The organism is Pseudomonas sp. PVC-3-1, assembly GCF_057444315.1.
The window spans coordinates 572,463-596,224 of sequence record NZ_CM172023.1 but is presented as its reverse complement, the minus strand read 5'-3'; the positions used below and the strand labels follow the sequence as shown (position 1 = coordinate 596,224).

The following is a 23,762-nucleotide window of genomic DNA, read 5'->3' as shown; positions in this document are numbered from 1 at the left end:
GGTTCGCGAGCAAGCTCGCTCCTACAGGTCCGTTCCGATGTGGGAGCGAACTGGCCCGGCAGAGGGCTTCAGGGCTTGAGCTGCAACCGGCCGATCAGGCGGATCAGCAACGCGAACAGTACGATCATCAGCACGTTGCTGAGCATGCCGATCAGGTTGTAGACGGCGGACGGCAGCAGCGAATAGATCTCCAGGCCGACCACGCTGAGCAGGCGGCTGAGCAGCCAGAAGCCTTCACTGACGATCAGCAGGATCAGGGTGATCTTCAGCGGCTGAATGGGATCGTTCATGGGACACTCCGTGTCGGAATTGGAGTGTCAGTAGAACACAGCCGCGACCCGCCGGCTTGGCCCGCGGCGAGCGCCACGGGCCGCGTCGGTGGGTATCACTGGGCGGATGCGTCATCGCGGCGAACGAGAATGGCGTTGGCCAGTTCCATGTCGCTACGGTCCTGCAGGGCGGCGTCGTCGCTGCGCAGGCGGGTGAGGGCGGCTTCCAGGTAGGGGCCGCGGATCGCGCCGTCACTGGCGACGAAGGCGCTCGCATCGTCCTGGGCGGCGACGATCAGCTTGTCGTGCTTGAAGGTCAGGTAGGTCGACGCGGTGGTGGCGCCGGAGGAAATGACGTCGCGCCAGAAGTCACCGTCGGCCATGGCCGAGGCAAAGGGCAGGGCGATCAGGGCAAAGGCTGTGGCCAGTTTCGCGGTACGCATCGGGTACACCTCCGCAAGGTCCGTGTACAGGTGAGAGGCGCTTCGTCTGGCTTGAGTTCCAACTTTCCTGCAGCGGTGTGCGCGAGCGGTCGCTGCGCACACCGCGTTCGATCAGCGCTGGGCGGCGAGGATCGCCGAAGCCAGCTCGGCGTCACTGGCCTGCGCCAGGGCCGGGTCGGCGCTGCGCATCTGCTGCAGCGTGGCTTCCAGGTACGGACCACGGATGGCGCCGTCAGTGGCGATGAAGCTGGCTGCGTCGTCCTGGGCCGGGCCGATCAGCTTGTGGTCGTCACGGCTGGTCAGGTAGCTCGAGGCGGTGGTGGCGCCGGAGGTCAGGACCGAGCGCCAGAAATCGCGATCTTCGGCCATGGCGCTGGTGAGGGGGAGCAGGGTGAGGGCTACGACAACAGGGGAAAAACGGACACGCATGATGGTTCCTTGAGTAATTGCGCGCCTCTCAGAGCATCGGAAAATTCCGCGGTTCCATCCTGTCGTCGGAAATGTCACTCACGTTTGAGTGATGGATCATCCGGATTCTGCTGCTCCAGCTCCGCGGTGAACTGCTGAACCTTCTGGAACTGCCCGGACTCGCGCAGGTAGTCGATCAGCGTCAGGCGCGCCGCGCGGTTGGCCGGGTGCTTCTGCAGCAGGGCTTCCAGCTCGTGACAAGCGCCATCGACATCGCCGCCGTCGTGCAGGGCAATGGCCAGTACATAGCGGAACTGGTCGTCGTCCGGGGCCAGTCGCACGGCTTCGCGCAGCTCCTTGAGGGCCTGTGCGTGCTGGCCCTGGCGCACCAGGGCGAGGCCGTTGACATGGTGCAGCAGGTCCGAGGCGGGCTGCCGGCGCAGGCTGTCGCCGAGCAGTTGACGAGCCTCGGCGTCACGGCCGGAGGCTTCCAGCCACTGGAACAGCGTGATGCGGGCTGGCAGAAAGTCTTCATCGCGCGCCAGTGCGGCGCGCAGGGCGGGCTCCACCAGCTCCGTGCGTCCGCTGCGCTCGTAGAGCATGGCGAGGTTGAATTGGGCTTCGGCACGCTCGGCAAGATCGTTCTGGATGGCTTCGTATTCCTCCAGCCCCTTGTTCAGCTCCGGCTGGATTCCAGCCAGCAGTGCCGGCGGCAATTGCGCCAGTTGCCAGGCGGCGGCGCTGCGCACCGCGCGGATCGGGTCCGCCAGCAGCGGCGTGAGCAACAGCAGTTGCTGCTGGGGCGCGGCGAGCAAGGGCAGGGCCTGGATGGCGCTGTGGCGCACCAGGGGATCGGCGTCCTTCAGGCCCAGGGCGACCAGCTCCAGCGAGCGCGGGCTGGGGTAGCTGGGCAATTCGCTGAGCAGGGTGGCCCGACGGATCGCCGGCAGGTCCGTGGTCGCCAGCAGCAGGTGCAGCGCGCGGGAGGCGCCGGGCTTGCCGTTGCGTGCCTTCCACAGGGTGTCGTCATAGCGTGGCGCGGGGTTGCTGGAGGCATTGGGCTTGGCCGGCAGTTCGCTGTCGAACCACTCGCGGAAGGTCGAGCCGAGCTGCTTGCCCGGCATCTCGCGGTGGCAGGCCTGGCAGGCATCCGGCGCGCCGATGCGGCGGGCGTGTTGCGGATCGGGCAGGGTGAAGCCGTGGTCGTGGCGGTAGTCGTTGACCATGTAGTAACGCCCCGGCATGTGGCAGGCGGTGCACTGCGCGCCGGCGCTGCCGGGCTTGTGGTGATGGTGCTCGGGGGAGTCGTAGTTCTTCGCCTGCAGCCCCTTGCCGTCGATCTGCGGGCGCACGGGTTTGGCGGCGGTGTTGTGGCATTGCAGGCAAACGCCGTTGCCGGGCGCCTTCAGCTCGCCGCTGTGGGGGTTGTGGCAGTCGGTGCACTGCACGCCCTTGGCGAACATCTTGCTCTGGGTGAAGGAGCCCCACTCGAAGACCTCGTCCTTGATCTTGCCGTCGATCTCATAGAGTTCGCGGGTCAGCGTGCTGGGCAGGTAGTCGTCCATGAAGCGGTGCTGGTTCTGGAAGCCGTCGCCCAGTGGCGCGCGGCGCGCGTGGCAGCGCGCGCAGGTTTCGACGATGGTTGTCTGGCTGGCATTCTGCAGCGGCACGTCGAAACCTTTGCCGCTGCTGCGGTCGGGTTCCCGCGCCCATTGCAGATGTTTGGAAGCCGGGCCGTGGCAGGCCTGGCAGCCGACGCCGAGGCTGTTCCAGTGGCTGGCGAAGCTGTCGGTCTTCGCGTCGTAGTTACGCTTGAAACCAGTGGTGTGGCACTCGATGCACATGAAGTTGGCGTTCTGCGCCGGGCGGGTCCAGTGCAGCTCATCCTTGAAGTCGATGCGTTGGCCAGGCATCAGCTGGAACCACTGGTGCTTGCGGCTATCCCAGGCGACGCCGAGGGCCTGCAGGCGGCCGCCGGGATAGTCGATCAAATACTGTTGCAGCGGCTCGAAGCCGAAGGTGTAGGCCACCTTGAAATCGGCCGGCTTGCCATCGGCGCCGGGCGTGTTGACCCAGTATTCGCCGTCCTTGCGGAAGAAGCGGGTGGTCTGGGTCTCGCCCTTGAAGGTGACGTTGTCGAAGTCGCCGAGCACATTGCCTTCGCTTGCCGGCTTCATCGCCTGCTGGTGATGGGAGCGTTGCCAGTCACCGAATTGCGCCTGGTGGCAGCCCTGGCACTGCTGTTCGTCGACCAGCGCGGGAGTGGCCGGCGGCGTAGCGGCCGCCGTTGCCGTGGGCTGGCTGGAGGGCAGGACAGGGAGGTTGGCGCCGTCGTGCTCGAGCCACCACCAGAGGCCTATCACCAGCGCCAGCACAACCCCGGCAATAGCCGCTATCCAGCCGCGACGGGGGCGGGGTGACGGGCGGGGAACGGGCTTCTTCGGCTGGGACATGCGACTTCCGTTGTTCTTGTGGCGGCTCCAGGAACCGCCGCAGCTTCGGCGAGGGGCGCCGGGCTGTCAACGAGAAGCCGTGCGCAGGCGAGAGCACCCGCACCCCACCGGGCAAAAGGTGGGGCGCGGCTCTTCAGGGCTGGCGAATCTCGGCGACCCGCGCGCTGTCCACCTTCACCTCGGGGTTGCCGAACTGCGCGGTGAGGTAGTTCACCAGGGTGGCGATCTGCTCGTCGTTCAGCGTGCCGGCAAAGCCGGGCATGAACACGTCTTCGTTGCCCACCCTGCGCTGCACGCCGCCGAGCACCACCTGCACCAGGTTGTCCGGTTGCAGGGCGCCCACTGCGCTGTTCTTCAGCAGCATCGGGTAGTAGCCGTCCTTCACGCCTTCGCCGCTCCACGAATGGCAACTGGCGCAGTTGCCCAGGTACAGACGCGCCCCGTCGTCGTGCTTCTGCGCAGCGAAGTCTTCTCCGCGCAGGGTGACTACGTCGTCCGCCGGCTTACCCCAGGCAAAGCGTGCCTTGCGCTCGCCGTCGCTGACCTCCGGCACGCTGCGCAGGTAGCTGGCGATGGCCTGCAGGTCGGCGTCGGTCATGTACTGGAAGCTGTGCTCCACCGCCTCCACCATGGGCCCGGCGGCCTGCGCCTTGCCGGGCACGCGGCCGCTCTTGAGGTACTGGACGATCTCCGCGTCGCTCCAGCCGCCGATGCCGCTGTGGGTGTCGGGCGTGATGTTGAAGGCGTACCAGCCGCCCAGGGCGGCGCCGGAGAGGAATCCCGTGCTGCGCTCGTCCATGGCCTTCTCCTGGAACGCCATGCCGCGCGGGGTATGGCAGGTACCGCAGTGGGCCAGGCCCTGGACCAGGTAGGCGCCACGGTTCCAGGCGGGGCTCTGCTTCGGGTTGGGCTGGTAGACCGAATCGTCGTGGAACAGCAGGTTCCAGATCGCCAGCGGCCAGCGCATGTCCAGCGGCCAGGCGATGTCGGAGTCCTGGTTTGGCTGGGCCACGGCCTGCACGCCGCCGTTGAGGAACCAGGCATAGAGCGCCTTCATGTCCTCGTCGGTGACCTTCGCATAGGCGGTGTAGGGCATCGCCGGGTAGAGCCGGGTGCCGCCCTTGGCCACGCCCTCGCGCACGGCGCGGGCGAAGTCGTCATAGCTGTAGCTGCCGATGCCGGTCTTCGGATCGGGCGTGATGTTGGTCGAGTACACCGCGCCCAGCGGCGTGGCCAGTGGCAGCCCGCCGGCGAAGGGTTTGCCGCCCGGCGCGGTGTGGCAGGCGGCGCAGTCACCGGCGCGGGCCAGGTATTCGCCGCGTTGCAGCAGCTCCGCCGGCGCTGGGTCGAGGGCCTTGGCGGCATGCGCCAGCAGCGGTGTGGCGAGCAGGGTCAGCAGCAGGAGCGGTTTCATGACTTGGCCTCCTGCTTCAGGTGCTCGGCCAGGCGCAGGGCCAGGGCGGCGATGGTCAGGGTGCAGTTCACCGAGCCGACGGTGGGCATCACACCGCTGCTGGCGATGAACAGGTTAGGGTGGTCGTGGGTCCGGCACTGGGCGTCCACCACTGAGTCCTTGGGGTCTGCGCCCATCAGAACGGTGCCGGTGATGTGGTTGTTGTTGGCGAAGCTGTCGTCGAACGTCACGTCCTCGCCGCCCAGCAGCTTGGCGGCGTGGGCGTAAACCTCGCGGGTGTGCACCGCGCTCTTGCGCACGTAGTCGTCCATTGCATAGGTGAACTCGGGCTTGGGAAGGCCCGCCGCGTCGCGCTCGGTGGTGCTGGGCACGATGCGGTTCTGCGGGTGCGGGAGAATTTCGTGGAAGCTGTCGAAGCGTACGAAACGCGCAGCGCGGTCGCGGATCTTCGCCTCCAGGTCGTGGCCCAGCAGCAACGGCCCGTGGCGGATCAGCTCGGTGGCCACCTGGTCGGTGCGCGATAGGTTGGACAGGTGGATCTTCTTCGACGCGTACTCGCTGCGAAACGCGCCGTCGCGGAAGCCCACCATGGAGGTCATTTCCTGAGGCCCGCGCCCCGGCCAGAGCTTCTCATCGGCATAGAACTGCACGGCGGTGCCGGGGTGGTCCATGAGGTTGCGGCCGACCATGTCCGAGCTGTTGCCGACCTCGGACATCAGCATCAGCTTGGGCGTCTCGATGCCATTGGCGGCGAGGATGAAGGTGTCGCCCTCGACGCGCACCTCGTTGCCCTGCGGGTCCTTGTACAGCGCCGCGACTATCTTGCCGGCCTCGCCTTTCTCGAGCTTGAACACCACGGCGTTTTCGATCAGCCGGGCGCCGGCGGCCTCGGCTTTCTCGACATGGACGATGCCGTTGTACATCGCGCCAATGGGGCAGATGGGCATGCAGTTGTTGTTGCCGCAGCAGGTCGGCCGGCCATCGTAGGGGCGACTGTTGCGCGCGACCGGTTCGGTGACCACGCGGTAGCCATTGGCGTTGAGTAGGGTCTTGATGCGCTGTTCGTTCCACGACAGCGGTAGCGGCGGCATCGGGTAGGGTTGGCTGCGCGGCGAATCGAGCTCCTCGTCGCCGGGCCCCCAGACGCCCAGTTCTTCCTCGGCGCGCTGGTACCAGGGCTCCAGCTCGCCGTACTCGATAGGCCAGTCACGGCCTACGCCATAGAGGCTGAGCAGCTTGAAGTCGTTGGGCAGGAAGCGCCAGGCGGACGCTGCCCAGTGCCAGGTGGTGCCGCCCACGGCGCGGATGTACTGCACGTCGTAGGGGTGTTCGCCCTTCTGGATCAGGTAATGGTTGTCCGGCTTGAACTGCGGGTGCGGCGCGTACGGGGTGGACGGGTAAGGCGCCTGGTTGTCGGATTTGTCCGCCTGGTTGCGGAAGCGCTCGACGATCTCCCAGCGGCCCATGCGCGGGCCCGCTTCGAGGATCAGTACGTCCTTGCCGGCCAGCGCCAACTGATGGGCGACCAGCGCCCCGGCCACGCCAGAACCGACCACCACGAAATCCGCACGTTGTGTTTGAGCCATGCTCACGCCCCCCGCTCGGTGGGCTGGGCAGCCCAGAAGCCGGGCTTGTTCGGGCAATAGCTGCGGATGACCAGCACATCGTCCACTGCGCGGAACATCAGCGCCTGTTCATAGGTGACCACGGTGGCCCCGGTGTCATCGCCGATCTGCCCCAGGTACCAGCCGCCGAGAATCTGTCGGGCCAGCCACTGTTGACGTTCGTTCCAGCTGTCCGGGGCGTCGCCCAGGCGGTCGAGCAACTCGACCAGGCTCTGCTTGAGCGCGCTGTCGCGCTGTACCAGGGCCTGGAACAGACGCTGGCCGATGCGAGGGTCGAGGTTGCTGCGCCCGGTGAGGCGCTGCGACAGGGTCATGAAGCCTTCGAGCTCCGCCTCGGCCTGCGGCGTCAGCGCGGCCCAGGTGCGGGCGGCGGGGCTGAGCAGTACGCTACCGAACGCGGCGCTGGCACAGGCCACCGCCAGCAGGCGGCGGCGTGACAGGGGGAAGGTGGGCAGTTGTGCCTCGGACATGAAGACCTCTCTTGCAACAGGCGAACGGTTGAGGAGCGCGGTCTGTCGCCGCTTGAATCGGGTGTTGGTCGGCCAGGGTGGCGATAGCGCGCCCAGGCCCTTAGTATTGCCGCTTGTTCAGATTCTGCCGGGCGATTGGTTCTGCCGGCGGCCCACCCTGGAGCCGCGCCGCAGAGCCTCACCGACCGGCCTTTGGGTGAAACCGCAGCGATGAAACAGTACCTCGACCTCATGCGCCACGTGCGCGAACACGGCACCTTCAAGAGCGATCGCACCGGCACTGGCACCTACAGCGTGTTCGGCCACCAGATGCGCTTCGACCTCGCCGAAGGCTTCCCGCTGGTGACCACCAAGAAGTGCCACCTCAAATCGATCGTTCATGAGCTGCTGTGGTTCCTCAAAGGTTCGACCAACATCGCCTACCTGAAGGAAAACGGCGTCTCGATCTGGGACGAATGGGCCGACGAGAACGGCGACCTGGGGCCGGTCTACGGTTACCAGTGGCGCTCCTGGCCGGCGCCGGACGGCCGCCACATCGACCAGATCGCCAACCTGATGGACATGCTGAAGAAGAACCCGGACTCGCGCCGCCTGATCGTCTCCGCGTGGAACCCCGCGCTGATCGACGAAATGGCCCTGCCGCCTTGCCACGCGCTGTTCCAGTTCTATGTCGCCGACGGCAAGCTCAGCTGCCAGCTGTACCAGCGCTCGGCCGACATCTTCCTCGGCGTGCCCTTCAACATCGCCAGCTACGCGCTGCTGACCCTGATGGTCGCGCAGGTCGCCGGGCTGCAGCCCGGCGAGTTCATCTGGACTGGCGGTGACTGCCACCTGTACGCCAACCACCTGGAGCAGACGGACCTGCAGCTGACCCGCCAGCCGCTGCCGTTGCCGACCATGAAGATCAACCCCGAGGTGAAGGACCTGTTCGACTTCCGCTTCGAGGACTTCGAACTGGTCGGCTATGAAGCTCACCCGCACATCAAGGCGCCGGTCGCTGTCTGACCTGTCCTCGATGAAAAAAAGGCCGGCGCAATGCCGGCCTTTTGCATTTCTGCACGATTCCTTTTGTAGGAGCGAGCTTGCTCGCGAACCGCCCAGCGCCCGAGCGACCGGGGATTCTGTTCGTGAGCAAGCTCGCTCCTACGAAGAGCCAACAAGCACGCGCGTACCATTCATATGGTGAATAACCGTTTCGCCTAGCGGTACGAGGTTTCATGATCCTGCGTCGCATTGCTATGCTCCCCCGGCTGGCCGCCGATCCGTGGCCAACGGATTTTCCGCACTACAACGACAAGACCGGGGACCGTCATGCAGCCTTTCAGCTTCGCCACCACCGCGCAGATTCTCTGCGAAAGTGGTTCCGCCGCCCGTCTGGGCGAGCTCTGCCGCGAGCGCGGCGCCCAGCGCGTGCTCGTCGTCACCGACCCCGGCATCACCCGCCTGAACATGCTCGACGGCGTGCTGCCGGGCTTCGCTGCGGCCGGCGTGGCGGTTGAGGTCTTCGACCAGGTAGTGGCCGACCCGCCCGAAAGCGTTGTGCTGGAGGCCGCCGATCAGTCGCGCCGGATGGCCGCGCAACTGGTGATCGGCTATGGCGGGGGCAGCTCGATGGACGTCGCCAAGCTGGTGGCGCTGCTCGCGCATCCACTGGCCTCCCAGGGGCTGAAGGACATCTTCGGCGTCGGCAACGCCCGCGGCCCGCGTCTGCCGTTGATTCAGGTGCCGACGACCGCCGGCACCGGCTCGGAGGTCACGCCCATCGCCATCGTCACCACCGGCGAGACCACCAAGATGGGCGTGGTCAGCCCGCACCTGTTGCCGGACCTGGCGGTGCTCGACGCCGACCTCACCCTTGGCCTGCCGCCAGCGGTCACCGCCGCCACCGGCATCGATGCCATGGTTCACGCCATCGAGGCGTATACCAGCAAACTGAAGAAGAACCCGCTGTCCGACCTGCTGGCCCGCGAGGCCCTGCGCCTGCTGGCGTTGAACCTCGACGAAGCCGTGCACAACGGCCGCAACCGCGAGGCGCGCCAGGCCATGCTGCTGGGCGCCTGCCTGGCCGGGCAGGCCTTCGCCAATGCTCCGGTGGCCGCCGTGCATGCGCTGGCCTATCCGTTGGGCGGGCATTTCCACATTCCCCACGGCCTGAGCAATGCGCTGGTGCTGCCGGAAGTGATCCGCTTCAATGCGCCCGATGCCGGCCCGCTCTACGCCGAACTGGCGCCGTTGCTGCTGGGCAAGCGCCTGCGCAACGATGCCGACCCTATCGAGCAATTCATCATCGAACTGGCCGACCTCAGTCCGCGCAGCGGCTTGCCGTCGCGCCTGCGCGATGCCGGCGTGCCGGAAGACAGCCTGCCGCGCCTGGCCGCCGATGCGATGTTGCAGCAGCGCCTGCTGGTGAATAATCCCCGTGAAGTCAGCGAGAGCGACGCGCTGGCCATCTACCGAGCTGCCTTCTGAGAACCCGATGAGCGAACAGCACCCCAGCCGCGCCGACTACGCGCATTTCCAGCCGATCACCACCCGCTGGCACGACAACGACATCTACGGTCACGTGAACAACGTGACCTACTACGGCTTCTTCGACACCGCCGTGAACACCTACCTGATCGAGCACGGTGGCCTGGATATCCACGACGGCGACGTCGTGGGCTTCGTGGTCAGTTCCAGCTGCGACTACTTCGCGCCGGTGGCCTTCCCCGAGCGCATCGAGGTCGGCCTGCGGGTCGGCAAGCTGGGCAACAGTTCGGTGCAATACGAGCTGGCGGTCTTCCGCGAGGGTGAGGAACTGGCCTGTGCGGCGGGCAAATTCGTGCACGTATTCGTCGATCGTGCGAGCAACCGACCGGTGTCGATCCCGGCGCCGCTGCGCGAGGCGATGGAGATGCTGGTGCGGGCCTGACGGGCTCTTTGTAGGAGCGAGCTTGCTCGCGAACCGCTCCGCTCCGAAGCTCCCGGCAGAATGGTTCGCGAGCAAGCTCGCTCCTACAGTGGTTGTCTCACCAGCCCATGGGATAGTGCTCGATCCGGCACGGCCGACTGTTGCCGTCGCCCTTGCAGATGCCGTCGAGGTATTGATAGCGCATCCACACCCGCTGGCCCGGCGCCGGCCAGTGCTTGCGTGGGATGCGACTCTGCCAGTCGGCGCTTTCCGGTTCGAAGGCGATCAGCTCGCCCTTTTTCGGGCATTGCGTGCCAGCCGGGCTGGCCTTGACCGATTCCACTCGGCCCTCGAGCCCTCTAACGGGCAGCTTCAATGCTTTGGTGATCTGTACTTCCAGCCGGCAAACCTGCCAGGTGTCGGCGTAAACAGCGGGCGTCACGCAGAGGGCCAGCAGTGTCCCGGCGATAAAAGCAACTTTCACGGTGAGCTCCTTGCAACCATGGATTCCTGCCCGGCAAGCCTATACAGCTTCACCGGGCCGCGCGTTCTTGAGGGTTGCCCCAGGGGATTACCGGGCTTATTCTGGGCCCCGGTCGGCAGTTCACCCAGGCGTCGCCGCCTCCGTATGGAGAGCGCTAAACCTGCCGCGCGGTTCCCCGCACCTTTGACGATCCGACACACTTTCTTCAGTGCCGCATCGGAATACGGCGACCCCCGATAACCTCCTGCGCGAGGTCTAGGCACGCAACGAGGATTGCACTGTGTCCAGGCAACGCTTGCCCTATCACGCCCCTGACATCTCCGCCCTGGCGAAATCGCTGGTGCGCCAGCTCGACGACTCGTCCGAGCGCCCCGGTCATGTCGAGATGCTCAACCTGCTCGCCCGTGCGGTGGGCTTCCGCAACTATCAGGCGCTGCGCGCCAGCCATGAAGCAGAATCGCGACTCGCACGGGGAGCCGAGCCCGAGGTAGTGGTGGACTTTCGCCGCGTCGAGCAATGGCGGCGCTATTTCGACGAGGCCGGCTGCCTGCAGCGCTGGCCGAAGAAGCATAGCCATCGCGAGGCCTGTCTCTGGGTGTTGTGGTCGCGGCTACCGGCGCGGCTGCGCTGGAGCGAGCGGGCACTCAACGACCGGCTGCGAGCCCAGGAGAGCCTGGGTGATCACCTGTTGCTGCGCCGCGCGCTGGTGGATGGCGGCTGGCTGGGGCGCACCGAGGATGGTGGCGAGTACTGGCGCATCGAGCAGCGCCCGCCCGCTGAGCTGGGCGCGCTTCTGTCCTGCCTGCCCAGTGGGGCGTGAAGGCGACGTCCTGAACGAAAAAGCCCGCCAATAGGCGGGCTTTTTCACACCGGCATCGGTCAATCGTCGTGATGCTTGTGTTTGTGCTTGTAGTGGCCTTTGCCCTTGTGATGACTGTTGTTGCTGCTGTGGTGGTCATCATCATTGTCATCGGCCAAGTGGTTGCCCAGCGCGCCGCCGGCAGCACCGCCCAGGCCTGCGCCAATGGCGCCGCCGGTGGAGCCACCGACCTTGTTACCGATGACCGAACCGCCGGCTGCACCCAGGCCGCCGCCGATGGCTGCCTCGGTCTTGTTGCCGTTCTTCGCGCCCATCGCGCCACCCGCGGCACCGCCTACGCCGGCACCGATGGCCGCGCCGGTGGAACCGCCCAGGGCGCCGCCGACCACGTTGCCCAGCGCGCCACCGACACCGCCGCCGATCGCGGACTTGGTGTCGTCGGCCACGGCGTGGCTGGCCAGCAGGGCCAGTGCCAGAACAGAAAGAGTCTTACGCATGTTGCGAACCTGAAGGTTGGAAGTATCGGAAGAATTGTCCCGCACACAAAACAGCCGGGCAACCAGGCCCGGCTGTCAGCCGTCGCTTACGTGGACTGATCGAGGTTTGCTATGTCCCGGATCAATCCCAGTCGCGATGGTGCTTGTGTTTGTGCTTGTACCAACCGCGATGGCGGCCGTTATCGTGCCAGTGGCGATCGTAGCGGCGATCGTCATAGCGCGCATGGCGGTAGCCGCGGCGGCCGTCGTAGTCGTCATCATCGTCACGGTTGCTGTCGGCGTAGTGGTTGCCCAGTGCGCCGCCCGCGCCGCCGCCCAGGGCCGCGCCAATCAGGCCGCCCGTGGTGCCACCCATCTTGTTGCCCAGGACCTGACCGCCGGCAGCGCCCAGGCCACCGCCAATGGCGGCTTCTGTCTTGTTGCCGTGGCGTGCGCCCATGGCGCCGCCTGCTGCACCGCCAAGGCCACCACCAATGGCGGCGCCGGTGCTGCCGCCGACCGCCTGGCCGACCGCAGTGCCCAATACCCCGCCCAGGGCGCCACCGACGCCGGCACGGGTGTCGCCGTCCGCGAAGGCGGTGCCACCAACCAGCGCAAGAGACAACAGGAGCATCGAGGAGTACTTCATAGAGAGGATCTCTCTGTGGGGATGTTGGAAGCGATCCTCGGTTCGTGCGAAGGCTCTGACAAGGGGGTTCCGACGAGTAACACGACTTTCATCAAATATTGCAAGTATTTGATTTGTGGTCAGAACTTTTTCGATTTCGGGCGGTCTGAGTGTTATTCCAGGGTTCCGCTTTTGACGTGTTTTTCTCACAAAATGCCATTGAAATGATGGCTTTTCACGAAAAGTGACCTGGCCCTTCCGAGTTTACCCTTCATCCATCTCCGATGTTGTGCAGATCCCGCAGACTTTTCGCAGGGCAGGGTCATGTGGCGTGCGCAAAAAAAGCTTCGCGAGCAAGCTCGCTCCTACAAAGGCACGAGGCTTTTCTGTAGGAGCGAGCTTGCTCGCGAACGGGTGGGCGGCGCTCCGGTGTGAGCGCCGTGAGGGGCGTCACGCGATACGCTGACTGGGCTGCGCCTTCTCGAAACGGATGGCGACGAACTTCGACGTCGGCGTGTGGCTGCCTACACCGTGGCTGTCCAGCGGCACCAGTGCGTTGGTCTCGGGGTAGTAGGCCGCAGCCTGGCCGGCCGGAATTTCGTAGGCCAGCAGGGTGAAGCCGCTGACGCGGCGGTCCACGCCATCGGACCAGAGCGACACCATGTCCACCTTCTCGCCGGGCTCGAAGCCCAGACGGCGGATGTCGGCTTCGTTGGCGAACACCACCTCGCGGTGGCCGCGCACGCCGCGGTAGCGGTCGTCCAGGCCATAGATGGTGGTGTTGTACTGGTCGTGGGAGCGCAGCGTCTGCAGGATCAGGTGCGGCTCCTGGCCGGTCTCGCGGATCTTCGCGTGGACCAGGTCTGCCGGCAGCGGGTGGCCGTGGAAGTTGGCCTTGCCGCTGGCGGTGTTCCAGCGCCGTGAGCCGGCCGAGTTGCCCAGGTGGAAGCCGCCCGGATTGGCCACGCGCCGGTTGAAGTCGGTGAAGCCGGGAATGGTGTCGGCAATCAGGTCGCGAATGCGGTCGTAGTTGGCGATCATCGCGTCCCAGTCCACCGGGTGGTTGCCCAGGGTGGCCTTGGCAATGCCGGCGATGATGGCGGGCTCGGAACGCATCTGCTTCGACGACGGTTCCAACTGGCCGAAGGACGCGTGGATCATGCTGAACGAGTCTTCCACCGTCACTGCCTGCGGGCCCTCGGCCTGGCGGTCGATGTCGGTGCGGCCCAGGCACGGCAGGATCAGCGCGTCGCTGCCCACGGTGAGGTGGCTGCGGTTGAGCTTGGTGCTGATCTGCACGGTCAGCGCGCAGCTCTGCAGGGCGCTGTGGGTTCTCGGGCTGTCCGGGGTTGCCTGGGCGAAGTTGCCGCCCAGGCCGATGAACACCTTGGCTTGGCCATCGAGCATGGCGTTGATCGCCTCGACGGTGTTGTGGCCGTTCTCGCGCGGCACCTTGAACTGGAAGCGCCGCTCGATGGCATCCAGCAATGCAACCGGCGGACGGTCGTTGATGCCCATGGTGCGGTCGCCCTGCACGTTGCTGTGGCCGCGCACCGGGCACAGGCCGGCGCCGGGTCGGCCGACGTTGCCGCGCAGCAGTTGCAGGCTGACCAGTTCCTGGATGGTCGGCACCGAGTGATGGTGCTGGGTGATGCCCATGGCCCAGCAGACGATCACCCGTTCGGCGCGGCGGTACATGATTGCAGCCTGCTCGATCTCCTCGAGGCTCAGGCCCGACTGCTGGACGATGTGATCCCAGCTGGTATCGTCCACGGCGGCGAGGTAGGCGTCGACGCCCTGGGTGTGCTCGGCGATGAACTCATGGTCGAACACCGCCGGCTCGCCCTTGGCCTGGGCTTCGCGTTCCCATTGCAGGAGGAACTTGGCCATGCCGCGCACGGCCGCCATGTCGCCGCCCAGCGCCGGGCGGAAGAACGCGGTGTTGAGCGGCTCGGAACCGTTGGTAAGCATTTCCAGTGCGTGCTGCGGGTGCTGGAAACGCTCCAGGCCGCGCTCCTTCAGTGGGTTGAAGGCGACGACCTGGGCGCCGCGCTTCACCGCCTCGCGCAGCGGTTCGAGCATGCGCGGGTGGTTGGTGCCGGGGTTCTGGCCAAAGACGAAGATCGCATCCGCGTGCTCGAAGTCATCGAAGGTGACCGTGCCCTTGCCAATGCCGACACTTTGACCCAGCGCCACGCCGCTGGCCTCGTGGCACATGTTCGAGCAGTCGGGGAAGTTGTTGGTGCCAAAGGCACGAACGAACAGTTGGTATAAGAAGGCGGCTTCGTTGCTGGCCCGGCCGGAGGTGTAGAACTCTGCCTGGTGCGGGCTTTCCAGTGCATTCAGGTGCCGGGCGATCAGCGCGAAAGCGTCGTCCCAATCGATCGGCTGGTAGCGGTCGGTGGCCGGGTCGTAGCGCATCGGCTCGGTCAGGCGGCCCTGGTATTCGAGCCAGTAGTCGCTCTGCTCGCGTAGCGAACTGACGCTGTGGCGGGCGAAGAACGCCGGGTCCACGCGACGCTTGGTGGCTTCCCAGTTGACCGCCTTGGCGCCGTTCTCGCAGAACTTCACGCGGCCATCTTCCGGGGAGTCGCCCCAGGCGCAACCGGGGCAGTCAAAACCACCGTTCTGGTTGGTCTTGAGCAGGGCGCGCAGGTTCTTGAACGGCTGCTTGCTGTCGAGCCAGAAGCGCGTGACGCTGATCAGCGCGCCCCAGCCGGCGGCGGCGCCCTTGTAGGGTTGGTAGCGGGGATTTTCTTGCTGCAGGCTCATGGAGTCTCTTTCTTCGAAGATGCGGGCGATCAGGCTGCTGGTGGGGCGGGGCTGTATACCCGGGGCGCGCTGCGGTGGGGCAGGTGGATCAGGTTCAGGTGGTGCTCGCGCGCCCATTGCACGGTGAGCGCGGTGGGCGCGGACAGGCTGACCAGGGTCGACAGCCCGGCGCGCACGGCCTTGTGTATCAGTTCCAGGCTGCAGCGGCTGGTCACCACGGCGAAGCCGCCGGCCAGGTCCAGGCGCTGGCGCTTGAGTGCGCCGACCAGTTTGTCGAGGGCGTTGTGGCGGCCGATGTCCTCGCGGCACAGGCGAATCTCGCCGGCAGCATCGACGAACAGCGCGGCGTGCAGGGCGCCGCTGCGGCGACCGATTTCCTGGACGGCATTGACCCGTTCACGCAGATGCTCGAGGTGCGCGGCGGGCGGCAGCGGAGCCGCCGGCAGGAGCGGCAGGTCGGGGAGCGCCTGGTCCAGCGCCTCGACGCCGCACAGGCCGCAGCCGGTGTTGCCGGCCAATTGCCGGCGCTGGTCCTTGAGAGCCCAGAAAGCGCGATTGCTGACCTGCACCTCGGCGGCGATGGCATCGCCATGGGGTGTCAGGCGTACGTCATAGATGTCGTCGATGGACTCGATGAGGCCGGCGCCGAGGCTGAACCCGTGGACGAAGTCTTCCAGGTCATTCGGCGAGACCATCATGACCGCCTGGCTCAGCCCGTTGTAGGCGATGGCCAGGGCCGTTTCTCCGGCCAGGGCGGCGCGACCGGTGGCGCTCTCCGGGGTGAGTTCGGTGTAGCTGTAGCCGTCGGCAGGCACGACGGCGTCCCGGACCGCGGCGCTGGCCGGGCGGGTGATCAGGCAAGGCATGGGCTGAGCCCTGTGGTTCTAGTAATACGTCCAGCCTATGCCCATGCCGCGGCAGCGTCTAATGGCTGCTGTCGATGTTGTGATCGACGCGCTCTATCGGTCGCTCTCGGCGTTCCCCAGCAGAGCGGCTGCTTCGCGGAAGCAGGCTTCGGCCAGTGCTGAACGCGGCTCGCTGCGGCGCAGGATCAGGCCCAGTGGCGACAGGGTGCGCGCGTCCTCGATCGGCGTAAGAGCAAAGTGTTCGCCCTGGGCGTCCAGCCCGCTGCCCAATGGCATGATCGCGCAGCACAGGCCACGCTCCACCGCCTGCACCAGTTGGTGCACGGCGTCGGTTTCCAGGCGCGCCTGGGGCGTCAGGCCACGGCTGCGGAAACCGTGGTCGATGGACTGGCGGAAGTGCATCCCGGCCGAGAGAAGGCCCAGCGGTAGCTCCGCCAGTGCATCCCAGCTCAGGCTCGGGCTGTCGAACTGGAAGTGCCGGCGATCGTGCAGCAGGCCCATGCGCGTGGCAGCCAGTTCGAGACTGTCGAAATGTTCGCGGTCGAGGCGGTCCAGGTACGACAGACCGAGGTCCAACTGGTTGCGGCCGAGACCTTCGAGGATGTTCTCTGAGCTCAGGGCGAACAGCTGGAAGCGCAGCTCCGGGTGGCGCTGGGCGAACAGCTCGATCAACTGCATGGGGTCGAAGCCCGCCAGCGGCACCAGGCCCAGGCGCAAGGTGCCGACCAGTTGGCCTCGGCACGCGGCCGCTTCGGCGTAGAGCCCATCGTGGGCCGCCAGCAGGCTGCGGGCCCAGGCCAGCACACGTTCGCCGGCTTCGGTGAAACCCTCGAAGCGCTGACCCCGGCGCACCAGTTCCAGGCCCAGCTCTTCTTCCAGGCTGCGCAGGCGCATGGACAGCGTCGGCTGGGTGACATGGCAGCGCACCGCCGCCTGGCCGAAGTGCCGCGTCTCGTCCAGGGCGCAAAGGAATTTCAGCTGCTTGATGTCCATCGGCGGGAAAACTCCGGGGGCGTTCTGTCGGGTCGGGGCGGGAATAGGGCTTTTCCGTCAGGCGCTGCGGAAGTCGCCGTCTAGACTCCAGGGGCGCGCGGTCTGCCCAATGCCGGCCGCCTGTCACTGTAACCGTAGGGAGGTTGGAAATGGGCATTTTTGCGTTCGTGAAGGAAGCCGGCGAGAAACTGTGGGAAAGCATTGTCGGTCAGGAGGCGCAGGCCGCCGAATCGCTCAAGGACCACATCGCCAAGGTGGGCCTTGGCAACCCGAACATCCAGGTCAGCGTCGAGGGCGACAAGGTGATCGCCACCGGTGAGGTGGCCAGCCAGGAAGAGAAGGAGAAGATTCTGCTGGCGCTGGGCAACGTCGCGGGTGTGTCGGGTGTGGAAGACCACATCACCGTCGCCACGCCAGCTGCGGAGGCGCGTTTCGTCACCGTGAAGAAGGGCGATACGCTCAGTGCCATCGCCAAGGCGGAGTACGGCAACGCCAACCTCTACAACAAGATCTTTGAGGCGAACAAGCCGATGCTCAGCCATCCGGACAAGATCTATCCCGGCCAGGTGCTGCGGATTCCGGAATAACCTCAACGAGCCCGGCCCAGCGCCGGGCTTGCTGTTTCTGCTCGCCTCACAACCCTTCGAGCAGCGCCCGGTAGTCTTCCTGGGCGGCGAACTCCTCTGTGTCCTTCGGCCCCTGGCGGCTGTCCGGCTGGCGCACCGCGAGCAGGTGGGCGACGCCAAAGGTCCGCGCGGCGCGCAGGATCGGCAGGCTGTCGTCGATGAACAGACTATGCGCCGGATCGAATCCGACGTCGGCACGCAGAGCCTGCCAGAACTGCTGGTCTTCCTTCGGGAAGCCGTAATCGTGGGAGCTGATCAGCCGGTCGAACCAGGGCGACAGTTCCACCCGCTGCATCTTCAGTGACAGGGAATCGCGGTGTGCGTTGGTAATCAGCACCGCGCGCTTGCCGTGCTCACGCAGTTTCGCCAGGAACAGATCGGCGTCCGGGCGCAGGGCGATGAGGTCGGCGACTTCGTGCTTGAGGTCGAGGATCGACAGCTTGAGCTCGCGGCTCCAGAAGTCCAGGCAGTACCAGTTGAGCAGCCCGGCGTTGTCGCGGAACAGCGGTAGCAGCTCGGCATCTGCTTCTGCACGGCTGATGCCATGGTGCTCGGCGTAGCGCTGCGGCAGGTGTTCGAGCCAGAAATGGTTGTCGAAATGCAGATCGAGCAGGGTGCCGTCCATGTCGAGCAGGACGGTGTCGATCTGGTTCCAGGGCAGGCGTGGCATGCTGGGCTTTCGCAAAAGGGTGTCGCAATTGCGCCGGCGGTGAGCGGAATCGGCGCGATATCTGACACGGAGAATCGGAAAAGGCGGGTTATCATAGCCGACCCGGCCACCCCCAGGAGTCGCCCCATGCGTCAGAAACCCACGGTCCTCGCCCGAGAGATCGTTGCCAGAAGCCGGCTCTTCGCCGTCGAGGAGCTGCAGCTGCGCTTCTCCAATGGTGTCGAGCGTACCTACGAGCGCCTGGTGGGCAAGGGGCAGGGCTACGGCGCGGTGATGGTGATCGCCATGCTCGACGCCGAACACGCCGTGCTGGTCGAGGAATACTGCGCCGGGGTCGACGAGTATCAGCTGTCGCTACCCAAGGGCCTGGTGGAGCCGGGCGAGGACATCCTCGACGCGGCCAACCGCGAGCTGAAGGAAGAGGCCGGCTACGGCGCCCGTCAGCTTGAGTACATCACCGAATTGTCGCTGTCGCCCGGCTACATGAGTCAGCGCATCCAGGTGGTGCTCGCCCGCGATCTTTACGAAGAGTCGCTGCCCGGCGACGAGCCGGAGCCGATGGGCGTCGACAAGATCAATCTGCGCGAGCTTTCCAGCCTCGCGCAGAATGCCCAGTTCAGTGAAGGGCGGGCCTTGGCCGCGCTGTATCTGGTGCGCGACCTGTTGACTCAACGAGGGGAATTCCAGCCGTGATGAATGCGTTTCTGCCTGCCGTGATCGACCTGGTACACAAGGCAGGCGATGTGATCCTGCCGTTCTGGCGTGGCGAGCTGGAGGTCCAGAGCAAGTCTGATGAATCACCGGTGACCGCTGCCGACCTGGCCGCCCACCGCCTGCTGGCCGACGGCCTGCGCGCGCTGGCGCCGGACGTGCCGGTGCTGTCCGAGGAAGATTGCAACATCCCGCTGGAGACGCGAACCCAGTGGAGTCGCTGGTGGCTGGTTGACCCGCTGGACGGCACCAAGGAATTCATTTCCGGCAGTGACGAGTTCACTGTCAACGTCGCGCTTATCGAGCACGGCCGCGTGGTCTTTGGTGTGGTCGGCATCCCCGCCAGTGGCCGCTGCTACTACGGCGGCACCGGCCTGGGCGCCTGGCGCGAAGAGCGCGGCGGCGAGCCGGAGGCCATCGAGGTGCGCACCGAGCCGGACGACGTCTTCACCGTGGTGGCCAGCAAGCGCCACTCCAGCCCGCAGCAGGAAAAGCTGCTGGCCGGTCTCGCGCAGCGCTTCGGCGACCTGAACCTGGCCAGTATCGGCAGCTCGCTGAAGTTCTGCCTGCTGGCCGAAGGCTCGGCGGACTGCTACCCGCGCCTGGCGCCCACCAGCCAGTGGGATACAGCGGCCGCCCAGGGCGTGCTGGAAGGCGCCGGCGGCGTAGTGCTGGACGTGCGCGGCGAGCTCTTCACCTATGAAGCGAGGGAAACGCTCCTCAACACCTCCTTCCTGGCGCTGCCCAAGGCCGCGCCCTGGCGTGAAGACCTGATCCAGCTGGCCCGCGCGTTGGACTAACCCCATACCCTTGTAGGAGCGAGCTTGCTCGCGAACCAGTCTGACGCCGGCGTTGCCGGTTGATCAGTTCGCGAGCAAGCTCGCTCCTACAGATAGCTCCTCAGAAATTCTGAACAATGCCCGAATTACCTGAAGTCGAAACCACCCGCCGGGGCATAGCGCCCCATCTCGAAGGCCAGCGCGTCAGCCGCGTGATCGTCCGCGAGCGCCGCTTGCGCTGGCCGATTCCCGAGGACCTGGACGTTCGCTTGTCCGGGCAGCGGATCGTGCAGGTGGAGCGGCGTGCCAAGTACCTGTTGCTCAATGCCGAGGTGGGGACGCTGATCAGCCACCTGGGCATGTCCGGCAGCTTGCGCCTGGTGGAATGCGGCACACCGGCGGCGCGCCACGAGCATGTGGATATCGAGCTGGAGTCGGGCATGGCGCTGCGCTACACCGACCCGCGGCGCTTCGGCGCGCTGCTCTGGAGCCTGACGCCGCTGGAGCACGAACTGTTGCGCCACCTCGGCCCGGAGCCGCTGACCGATGCCTTCGAAGGGGAGCGCCTGTTCCAGTTGTCACGCAACCGCAGCATGGCGGTGAAACCCTTCATCATGGACAACGCGGTGGTAGTCGGCGTGGGCAACATCTACGCCACCGAGGCGCTGTTCGCCGCAGGCATCGACCCGCGCCGCGAGGCCGGGACCATCTCGCGGGCGCGCTACGTGAAGCTTGCCCAGGAGATCAAACGTATCCTCGCCATTGCCATCGAGCGCGGCGGCACCACGCTGCGCGACTTTGTCGGTGGCGACGGCCAGCCCGGCTATTTCCAGCAGGAACTCTTCGTCTACGGGCGCGGCGGCGAACCGTGCAAGGTCTGCGGTTCGACCCTGCGTGAAGTCCGCCTCGGCCAGCGCGCCAGCGTCTACTGTTCGCGCTGCCAACGCTGAAGGCGGGTGGCGGCCGTTAAGCTGCCGACCGCTCCGCTTCCCACACCTTTTGCCATAACAACAATGGCCCCCGAAGAGGGGCTTCCAGGTGATTCATGTCCGGCAACTATCTGCCCCGCAATCCGTTCGCCGAGGCGCTCGGCCACAGCATGCTGCGCCTGGCCGGCTGGCGCATAGAGGGCGCGCTGCCGCCGCTCGACAAGTTCGTGGTGATCGGCGCGCACCATACGTCCAACTGGGATTTCGTCCTGTTCCTCGCGGCCAAGTTCGTGCTGCGCCTGAACGCCCGCTGGTTCGGCAAGCACACCATCTTTCGCGCGCCCTTCGGCGGCCTGATGCGCCGCTGGGGTGGCATCCCGATCCAGCGCCACCTCAAGCTGAACACCGTGGACCAGGCAATCCAGGCATTCCGCGATAATCGCGAGATGATGCTGATCCTCTCGCCCGAGGGCACGCGCAAGAAGGTCGAGCGTTGGAAAATGGGCTTCTACCACATCGCCCGGGGCGCGGGCGTGCCTATCGTGCTGGCGGCACTGGACTACCCCGGTCGGCGCATCGTCATCGGCGAGCCGTTCTGGCCCACCGGCGACGAGTCGGCCGACCTGCGCCGGATGCTGGCTTTCTATCGACCTTTCGTGCCGAAAAAGCCCGAATACGCATTCTTCGGCGATTGAAGGCTGTCACGCGACAAGTCATGGAGCGCTGTTATAGTTATGGCAGTCTGCCTGCCCAACTACACAAAAAAGGACTTCCCTCCATGAACGTGTTCCGCACCGCCGCCACTGCAATGGCCCTGGTCTGTGCATTCTCGGTGTTGCCGGCCGTTGCTCAGGAAGAAGTGAGCAACGTCAGCGGCGATCCGACCTACGTCGTCTCGGCTCCGCCGTTCTACTCCATGATGGGCGACCTGCTGATCGCGCGTCCGCTGCTGATCGCCGCCACCGTGGTGGGGACCGCGGCCTTCGTGGTGACCCTGCCGTTCAGCGCGGCCGGCGGCAATATCAAGGAAGCTGGCCAGGCGCTAGTCGTCGATCCGGGCAAGGCCGCCTTCGTACGCTGCCTGGGCTGCACCACCAGCGGCTACAAGAAGGACTGACTGCTCGTCCTTTTCCGGGGCGGCGTGGCCGCCTCGCAAGCCCGTGTCGGGTGAATCCCGTGGGTAGCCCATGAAACTGAGCGGCCTGAAGAAGCACCTGCGTCCGCTGCTTCTGCTGCTGGTCGCCGTCATCCTGGGCTACACCTTCTGGTCCAGCGCCGGTCTGCTGCAGTTGGGAGCGGGCCTGGCGTTGTTCCTGTTCGGCATGCAGTGCCTGGAAGAAGGGCTGCGCGATCTTGCCGGCAGCCAGCTCGAACGCTGGCTGGAAAAGAGCACCGCGACCCGCGGCAAGAGCCTGCTGTTCGGTCTCTTCGGCACCTTCCTGTTGCAATCCTCCACCCTGGTTTCCCTGCTCACCATCGCCTTCATCAGCACCGGGTTGATCCAGCTGGCGGGCGGCATCGCCATCCTGTTCGGCGCCAACCTGGGCGCCACCAGCGGCATCTGGCTGCTGGCGCTGGCCGGGCAGAACCTCAGCCTGAGCCCCCTGGCGCTGCCGTTACTGGTGTTCGGCATCCTGCTGGGTTTCAACGGCGCCAAGAGCAAGGCTGCCGGGCGCATCCTGCTGGGGATCGCCTTCATTTTCCTGGGCATCGACCAGATCAAGGACGGTTTCGGCAGCTTCGGCGATGCCATGGACATGAGCGAATTGCGCTCGGAAGGCATGCTCGGCGCATTGTTGTTCGTGACCTTCGGCCTGCTCATCACCGTGGTCCTGCAATCCAGCCATGCCACGCTGATGCTGACTCTGGCGGCCCTCGCCGGTGGGCAGCTGGAACTGGGGCAGAGCCTGGCGATTGCCATCGGCTCCAACGTCGGCAGCAGCGTCACCACGGCGTTCGTCGGCTCCCTGGGCGGCAATCGCAGCGGACAGCGGTTGGCGCTGGCGCACGTGCTGTTCAACGTGGTGACCGGTGTGCTGGCCTTCCTGTTGCTCTCGCCGTTGACCTGGCTGGTGCACTGGTTGGTGACGCCGCTGGGGCTGGCGGACAACCCGATGATCCAGCTGGCGCTGTTCCACACCCTGTTCAACGGCATGGGCGTGGCGTTGTTCTGGCCGTTGCAGGGCGCGCTGGCCAATGCCCTGGTGCGCTGGCTGCCGGAGGTGGAAGAGCCCGCGGTATTGATTACCGACATGGCCCCCGCCATGCCCACCATTGAGCGTACCCATGCGCGCTATCTCAACGAGCGCGCACTGGACTCCGCAGACGCCGCCGCCAGCGCGGTGCTACAGGAATTGCGGCATCTGGGGCGCCTGAGCATCGAAGTGATCTGCCACGCGCTGTACCTGCCGGTGGACATGCTCACCCAGCCGCGGGTCGACGAGAGTGAGCTGCGCGCCACGCCGGATCGCCACGCACTCGCAGCGGAAGTGCTTTACCAGCGCCACATCAAGGGCGTGTATGGCGACCTGCTGAGCTTCATGAGCCGTCTGGAGGTGCCGCTGGACGAGGAACACCAGCGCTTCTGGCTGTCCTGCCAGGTGGTGGCGCTGCAACTGGTGGATGCGGTGAAGGACGCCAAGCATTTGCAGAAGAACCTCGGCCAAGCGCTGCACGGCGAGCCTTCGACGCTACGCGACACCTACGTCGAGTTGCGCCGGCACCTGATCGCCATGCTGCGCGAAGTGCGCGCGCTGGGCTCGCTGCTCGGTGGTGAACTGCCGGAGGAGGCCTTGCAGGCACGTCTGCAATTGCTCGATGAAAGCGCCGCCGAGTTCGACGGCGCCTTCCGTCAGCGGCTGTTCGCCGCCGTGCGCCGCCACGAGCTGGACGGCCTGCAGATGAGTTCGCTGATGAACGACCTGGGCTATGTCAGCCGCATCATCCAGAGCCTGCGCAACGTGCTGCAACTGGGCACCGAGCACGGCCTGTTCGAGCCGGGCGAGGACGAGACGCCGGGTCTCATTCTGCCATGAA

The 23,762-nt window shown here is 66.0% G+C and carries 25 protein-coding genes; 11 read left to right on the top strand and 14 right to left on the bottom strand.

The genetic code is table 11. The features are described from left to right. Positions 1 to 68 precede the first annotated feature (68 nt). The 7 genes from AC2T4A_RS02905 to AC2T4A_RS02875 form a co-directional block, all read right to left on the bottom strand. Entirely contained in the window at positions 69 to 290 is a 222-nt protein-coding gene (locus AC2T4A_RS02905; RefSeq protein WP_024765734.1) for a hypothetical protein, read from the bottom strand. Positions 291 to 385: 95 nt separating this feature from the next. Continuing rightward, positions 386 to 712, bottom strand: coding sequence for a DUF2388 domain-containing protein (locus AC2T4A_RS02900; RefSeq protein WP_416743641.1), 327 nt, complete (start codon positions 710 to 712; stop codon positions 386 to 388). Between the two features lie 111 nt (positions 713 to 823). After that, entirely contained in the window at positions 824 to 1,141 is a 318-nt protein-coding gene (locus tag AC2T4A_RS02895) for a DUF2388 domain-containing protein (protein ID WP_416743639.1), read from the bottom strand. A gap of 74 nt (positions 1,142 to 1,215) precedes the next feature. Then, a complete protein-coding gene (locus tag AC2T4A_RS02890) occupies positions 1,216 to 3,573 on the bottom strand; it encodes a tetratricopeptide repeat protein (RefSeq protein ID WP_486742683.1) in 2,358 nt (785 codons plus the stop codon). 133 nt (positions 3,574 to 3,706) lie between these two features. Beyond that, a complete protein-coding gene (locus AC2T4A_RS02885) occupies positions 3,707 to 4,987 on the bottom strand; it encodes a cytochrome c (RefSeq protein ID WP_486742682.1) in 1,281 nt (426 codons plus the stop codon). Continuing rightward, positions 4,984 to 6,573, bottom strand: a complete 1,590-nt coding sequence (locus tag AC2T4A_RS02880) for a GMC family oxidoreductase (RefSeq protein ID WP_486742681.1) — start codon at positions 6,571 to 6,573, stop codon at positions 4,984 to 4,986. The genes AC2T4A_RS02885 and AC2T4A_RS02880 overlap by 4 nt, the downstream gene beginning before the upstream one ends. Before the next feature lie 2 nt (positions 6,574 to 6,575). Beyond that, positions 6,576 to 7,082 (bottom strand): sugar dehydrogenase complex small subunit, encoded by a 507-nt coding sequence (locus AC2T4A_RS02875; RefSeq protein WP_486742680.1) that lies wholly within the window; start codon positions 7,080 to 7,082, stop codon positions 6,576 to 6,578. A gap of 210 nt (positions 7,083 to 7,292) precedes the next feature. Here AC2T4A_RS02875 and AC2T4A_RS02870 point away from each other — a divergent pair, with 210 nt between their 5' ends. The 3 genes from AC2T4A_RS02870 (at position 7,293) to AC2T4A_RS02860 (ending at position 9,993) form a co-directional block, all read left to right on the top strand. Beyond that, entirely contained in the window at positions 7,293 to 8,087 is a 795-nt protein-coding gene (locus tag AC2T4A_RS02870) for a thymidylate synthase (RefSeq protein ID WP_416743631.1), read from the top strand. A 306-nt stretch (positions 8,088 to 8,393) separates the two neighbouring features. Continuing rightward, positions 8,394 to 9,551 (top strand): iron-containing alcohol dehydrogenase, encoded by a 1,158-nt coding sequence (locus tag AC2T4A_RS02865; RefSeq protein ID WP_486742679.1) that lies wholly within the window; start codon positions 8,394 to 8,396, stop codon positions 9,549 to 9,551. Positions 9,552 to 9,558: 7 nt separating this feature from the next. Next, the gene (locus tag AC2T4A_RS02860; RefSeq protein ID WP_486742677.1) at positions 9,559 to 9,993 is read left to right on the top strand and encodes an acyl-CoA thioesterase; all 435 of its coding nucleotides are present in this window, start codon (positions 9,559 to 9,561) and stop codon (positions 9,991 to 9,993) included. Positions 9,994 to 10,090: 97 nt separating this feature from the next. On the opposite strand, the gene AC2T4A_RS02855 is transcribed toward AC2T4A_RS02860, so the two are convergent. After that, positions 10,091 to 10,456 carry a hypothetical protein gene (locus AC2T4A_RS02855; RefSeq protein WP_416743626.1) on the bottom strand — a complete coding sequence of 122 codons (366 nt, stop codon included), beginning with the start codon at positions 10,454 to 10,456 and terminating at the stop codon, positions 10,091 to 10,093. A gap of 280 nt (positions 10,457 to 10,736) precedes the next feature. Here AC2T4A_RS02855 and AC2T4A_RS02850 point away from each other — a divergent pair, with 280 nt between their 5' ends. Beyond that, positions 10,737 to 11,276 (top strand): DUF2087 domain-containing protein, encoded by a 540-nt coding sequence (locus tag AC2T4A_RS02850; RefSeq protein ID WP_416743624.1) that lies wholly within the window; start codon positions 10,737 to 10,739, stop codon positions 11,274 to 11,276. Positions 11,277 to 11,335: 59 nt separating this feature from the next. On the opposite strand, the gene AC2T4A_RS02845 is transcribed toward AC2T4A_RS02850, so the two are convergent. The 5 genes from AC2T4A_RS02845 to AC2T4A_RS02825 all read right to left on the bottom strand — a co-directional run bounded on the left by AC2T4A_RS02845 (position 11,336) and on the right by AC2T4A_RS02825 (position 17,011). Next, positions 11,336 to 11,773: a glycine zipper domain-containing protein gene (locus AC2T4A_RS02845; protein WP_416743622.1), complete on the bottom strand. Its 438-nt coding sequence runs from the start codon at positions 11,771 to 11,773 to the stop codon at positions 11,336 to 11,338. 121 nt (positions 11,774 to 11,894) lie between these two features. Further along, on the bottom strand, positions 11,895 to 12,401 hold the full coding sequence (locus tag AC2T4A_RS02840; RefSeq protein WP_038803491.1) for a hypothetical protein: 507 nt from the start codon (positions 12,399 to 12,401) through the stop codon (positions 11,895 to 11,897). Between the two features lie 429 nt (positions 12,402 to 12,830). After that, positions 12,831 to 15,152 carry an FdhF/YdeP family oxidoreductase gene (locus tag AC2T4A_RS02835; protein WP_486742676.1) on the bottom strand — a complete coding sequence of 774 codons (2,322 nt, stop codon included), beginning with the start codon at positions 15,150 to 15,152 and terminating at the stop codon, positions 12,831 to 12,833. 29 nt (positions 15,153 to 15,181) lie between these two features. Then, on the bottom strand, positions 15,182 to 16,018 hold the full coding sequence (fdhD, locus tag AC2T4A_RS02830) for a formate dehydrogenase accessory sulfurtransferase FdhD (RefSeq protein WP_486742675.1): 837 nt from the start codon (positions 16,016 to 16,018) through the stop codon (positions 15,182 to 15,184). 93 nt (positions 16,019 to 16,111) lie between these two features. Further along, a complete protein-coding gene (locus AC2T4A_RS02825) occupies positions 16,112 to 17,011 on the bottom strand; it encodes a LysR family transcriptional regulator (protein WP_478378334.1) in 900 nt (299 codons plus the stop codon). Between the two features lie 149 nt (positions 17,012 to 17,160). Between AC2T4A_RS02825 and lysM the strand changes: the two genes are divergently transcribed. Beyond that, positions 17,161 to 17,598 carry a peptidoglycan-binding protein LysM gene (gene lysM / locus AC2T4A_RS02820; protein WP_037018714.1) on the top strand — a complete coding sequence of 146 codons (438 nt, stop codon included), beginning with the start codon at positions 17,161 to 17,163 and terminating at the stop codon, positions 17,596 to 17,598. Positions 17,599 to 17,644: 46 nt separating this feature from the next. Here lysM and yrfG read toward each other — a convergent pair whose 3' ends face one another. Next, positions 17,645 to 18,307, bottom strand: coding sequence for a GMP/IMP nucleotidase (gene yrfG, locus AC2T4A_RS02815; RefSeq protein ID WP_486742674.1), 663 nt, complete (start codon positions 18,305 to 18,307; stop codon positions 17,645 to 17,647). Between the two features lie 126 nt (positions 18,308 to 18,433). Here yrfG and nudE point away from each other — a divergent pair, with 126 nt between their 5' ends. The 6 genes from nudE to AC2T4A_RS02785 all read left to right on the top strand — a co-directional run bounded on the left by nudE (position 18,434) and on the right by AC2T4A_RS02785 (position 23,761). Continuing rightward, positions 18,434 to 19,000, top strand: a complete 567-nt coding sequence (gene nudE / locus AC2T4A_RS02810; protein WP_416743614.1) for an ADP compounds hydrolase NudE — start codon at positions 18,434 to 18,436, stop codon at positions 18,998 to 19,000. Next, positions 19,000 to 19,818, top strand: a complete 819-nt coding sequence (cysQ, locus tag AC2T4A_RS02805; RefSeq protein ID WP_486742672.1) for a 3'(2'),5'-bisphosphate nucleotidase CysQ — start codon at positions 19,000 to 19,002, stop codon at positions 19,816 to 19,818. Before nudE ends, cysQ begins: the two co-directional genes overlap by 1 nt. Before the next feature lie 116 nt (positions 19,819 to 19,934). Next, on the top strand, positions 19,935 to 20,747 hold the full coding sequence (gene mutM, locus AC2T4A_RS02800) for a bifunctional DNA-formamidopyrimidine glycosylase/DNA-(apurinic or apyrimidinic site) lyase (protein ID WP_138213147.1): 813 nt from the start codon (positions 19,935 to 19,937) through the stop codon (positions 20,745 to 20,747). 95 nt (positions 20,748 to 20,842) lie between these two features. Then, entirely contained in the window at positions 20,843 to 21,421 is a 579-nt protein-coding gene (locus AC2T4A_RS02795) for a lysophospholipid acyltransferase family protein (RefSeq protein WP_416743608.1), read from the top strand. 83 nt (positions 21,422 to 21,504) lie between these two features. Continuing rightward, positions 21,505 to 21,843 (top strand): multidrug transporter, encoded by a 339-nt coding sequence (locus AC2T4A_RS02790; protein WP_416743607.1) that lies wholly within the window; start codon positions 21,505 to 21,507, stop codon positions 21,841 to 21,843. 70 nt (positions 21,844 to 21,913) lie between these two features. Continuing rightward, a complete protein-coding gene (locus AC2T4A_RS02785; RefSeq protein ID WP_478378330.1) occupies positions 21,914 to 23,761 on the top strand; it encodes a Na/Pi cotransporter family protein in 1,848 nt (615 codons plus the stop codon). The last annotated feature ends 1 nt before the right edge of the window (position 23,762 follow it).

Coding starts and splice junctions, on each gene's coding strand:
- AC2T4A_RS02905 (WP_024765734.1), bottom strand. CDS start 290: ATGAACGATCCCATTCAGCCGCTGAAGATCACCCTGATCCTGCTGATC.
- AC2T4A_RS02900 (WP_416743641.1), bottom strand. CDS start 712: ATGCGTACCGCGAAACTGGCCACAGCCTTTGCCCTGATCGCCCTGCCC.
- AC2T4A_RS02895 (WP_416743639.1), bottom strand. CDS start 1,141: ATGCGTGTCCGTTTTTCCCCTGTTGTCGTAGCCCTCACCCTGCTCCCC.
- AC2T4A_RS02890 (WP_486742683.1), bottom strand. CDS start 3,573: ATGTCCCAGCCGAAGAAGCCCGTTCCCCGCCCGTCACCCCGCCCCCGT.
- AC2T4A_RS02885 (WP_486742682.1), bottom strand. CDS start 4,987: ATGAAACCGCTCCTGCTGCTGACCCTGCTCGCCACACCGCTGCTGGCG.
- AC2T4A_RS02880 (WP_486742681.1), bottom strand. CDS start 6,573: ATGGCTCAAACACAACGTGCGGATTTCGTGGTGGTCGGTTCTGGCGTG.
- AC2T4A_RS02875 (WP_486742680.1), bottom strand. CDS start 7,082: ATGTCCGAGGCACAACTGCCCACCTTCCCCCTGTCACGCCGCCGCCTG.
- AC2T4A_RS02870 (WP_416743631.1), top strand. CDS start 7,293: ATGAAACAGTACCTCGACCTCATGCGCCACGTGCGCGAACACGGCACC.
- AC2T4A_RS02865 (WP_486742679.1), top strand. CDS start 8,394: ATGCAGCCTTTCAGCTTCGCCACCACCGCGCAGATTCTCTGCGAAAGT.
- AC2T4A_RS02860 (WP_486742677.1), top strand. CDS start 9,559: ATGAGCGAACAGCACCCCAGCCGCGCCGACTACGCGCATTTCCAGCCG.
- AC2T4A_RS02845 (WP_416743622.1), bottom strand. CDS start 11,773: ATGCGTAAGACTCTTTCTGTTCTGGCACTGGCCCTGCTGGCCAGCCAC.
- AC2T4A_RS02840 (WP_038803491.1), bottom strand. CDS start 12,401: ATGAAGTACTCCTCGATGCTCCTGTTGTCTCTTGCGCTGGTTGGTGGC.
- AC2T4A_RS02835 (WP_486742676.1), bottom strand. CDS start 15,152: ATGAGCCTGCAGCAAGAAAATCCCCGCTACCAACCCTACAAGGGCGCC.
- fdhD (WP_486742675.1), bottom strand. CDS start 16,018: ATGCCTTGCCTGATCACCCGCCCGGCCAGCGCCGCGGTCCGGGACGCC.
- AC2T4A_RS02825 (WP_478378334.1), bottom strand. CDS start 17,011: ATGGACATCAAGCAGCTGAAATTCCTTTGCGCCCTGGACGAGACGCGG.
- lysM (WP_037018714.1), top strand. CDS start 17,161: ATGGGCATTTTTGCGTTCGTGAAGGAAGCCGGCGAGAAACTGTGGGAA.
- yrfG (WP_486742674.1), bottom strand. CDS start 18,307: ATGCCACGCCTGCCCTGGAACCAGATCGACACCGTCCTGCTCGACATG.
- nudE (WP_416743614.1), top strand. CDS start 18,434: ATGCGTCAGAAACCCACGGTCCTCGCCCGAGAGATCGTTGCCAGAAGC.
- cysQ (WP_486742672.1), top strand. CDS start 19,000: ATGAATGCGTTTCTGCCTGCCGTGATCGACCTGGTACACAAGGCAGGC.
- mutM (WP_138213147.1), top strand. CDS start 19,935: ATGCCCGAATTACCTGAAGTCGAAACCACCCGCCGGGGCATAGCGCCC.
- AC2T4A_RS02795 (WP_416743608.1), top strand. CDS start 20,843: ATGTCCGGCAACTATCTGCCCCGCAATCCGTTCGCCGAGGCGCTCGGC.
- AC2T4A_RS02790 (WP_416743607.1), top strand. CDS start 21,505: ATGAACGTGTTCCGCACCGCCGCCACTGCAATGGCCCTGGTCTGTGCA.
- AC2T4A_RS02785 (WP_478378330.1), top strand. CDS start 21,914: ATGAAACTGAGCGGCCTGAAGAAGCACCTGCGTCCGCTGCTTCTGCTG.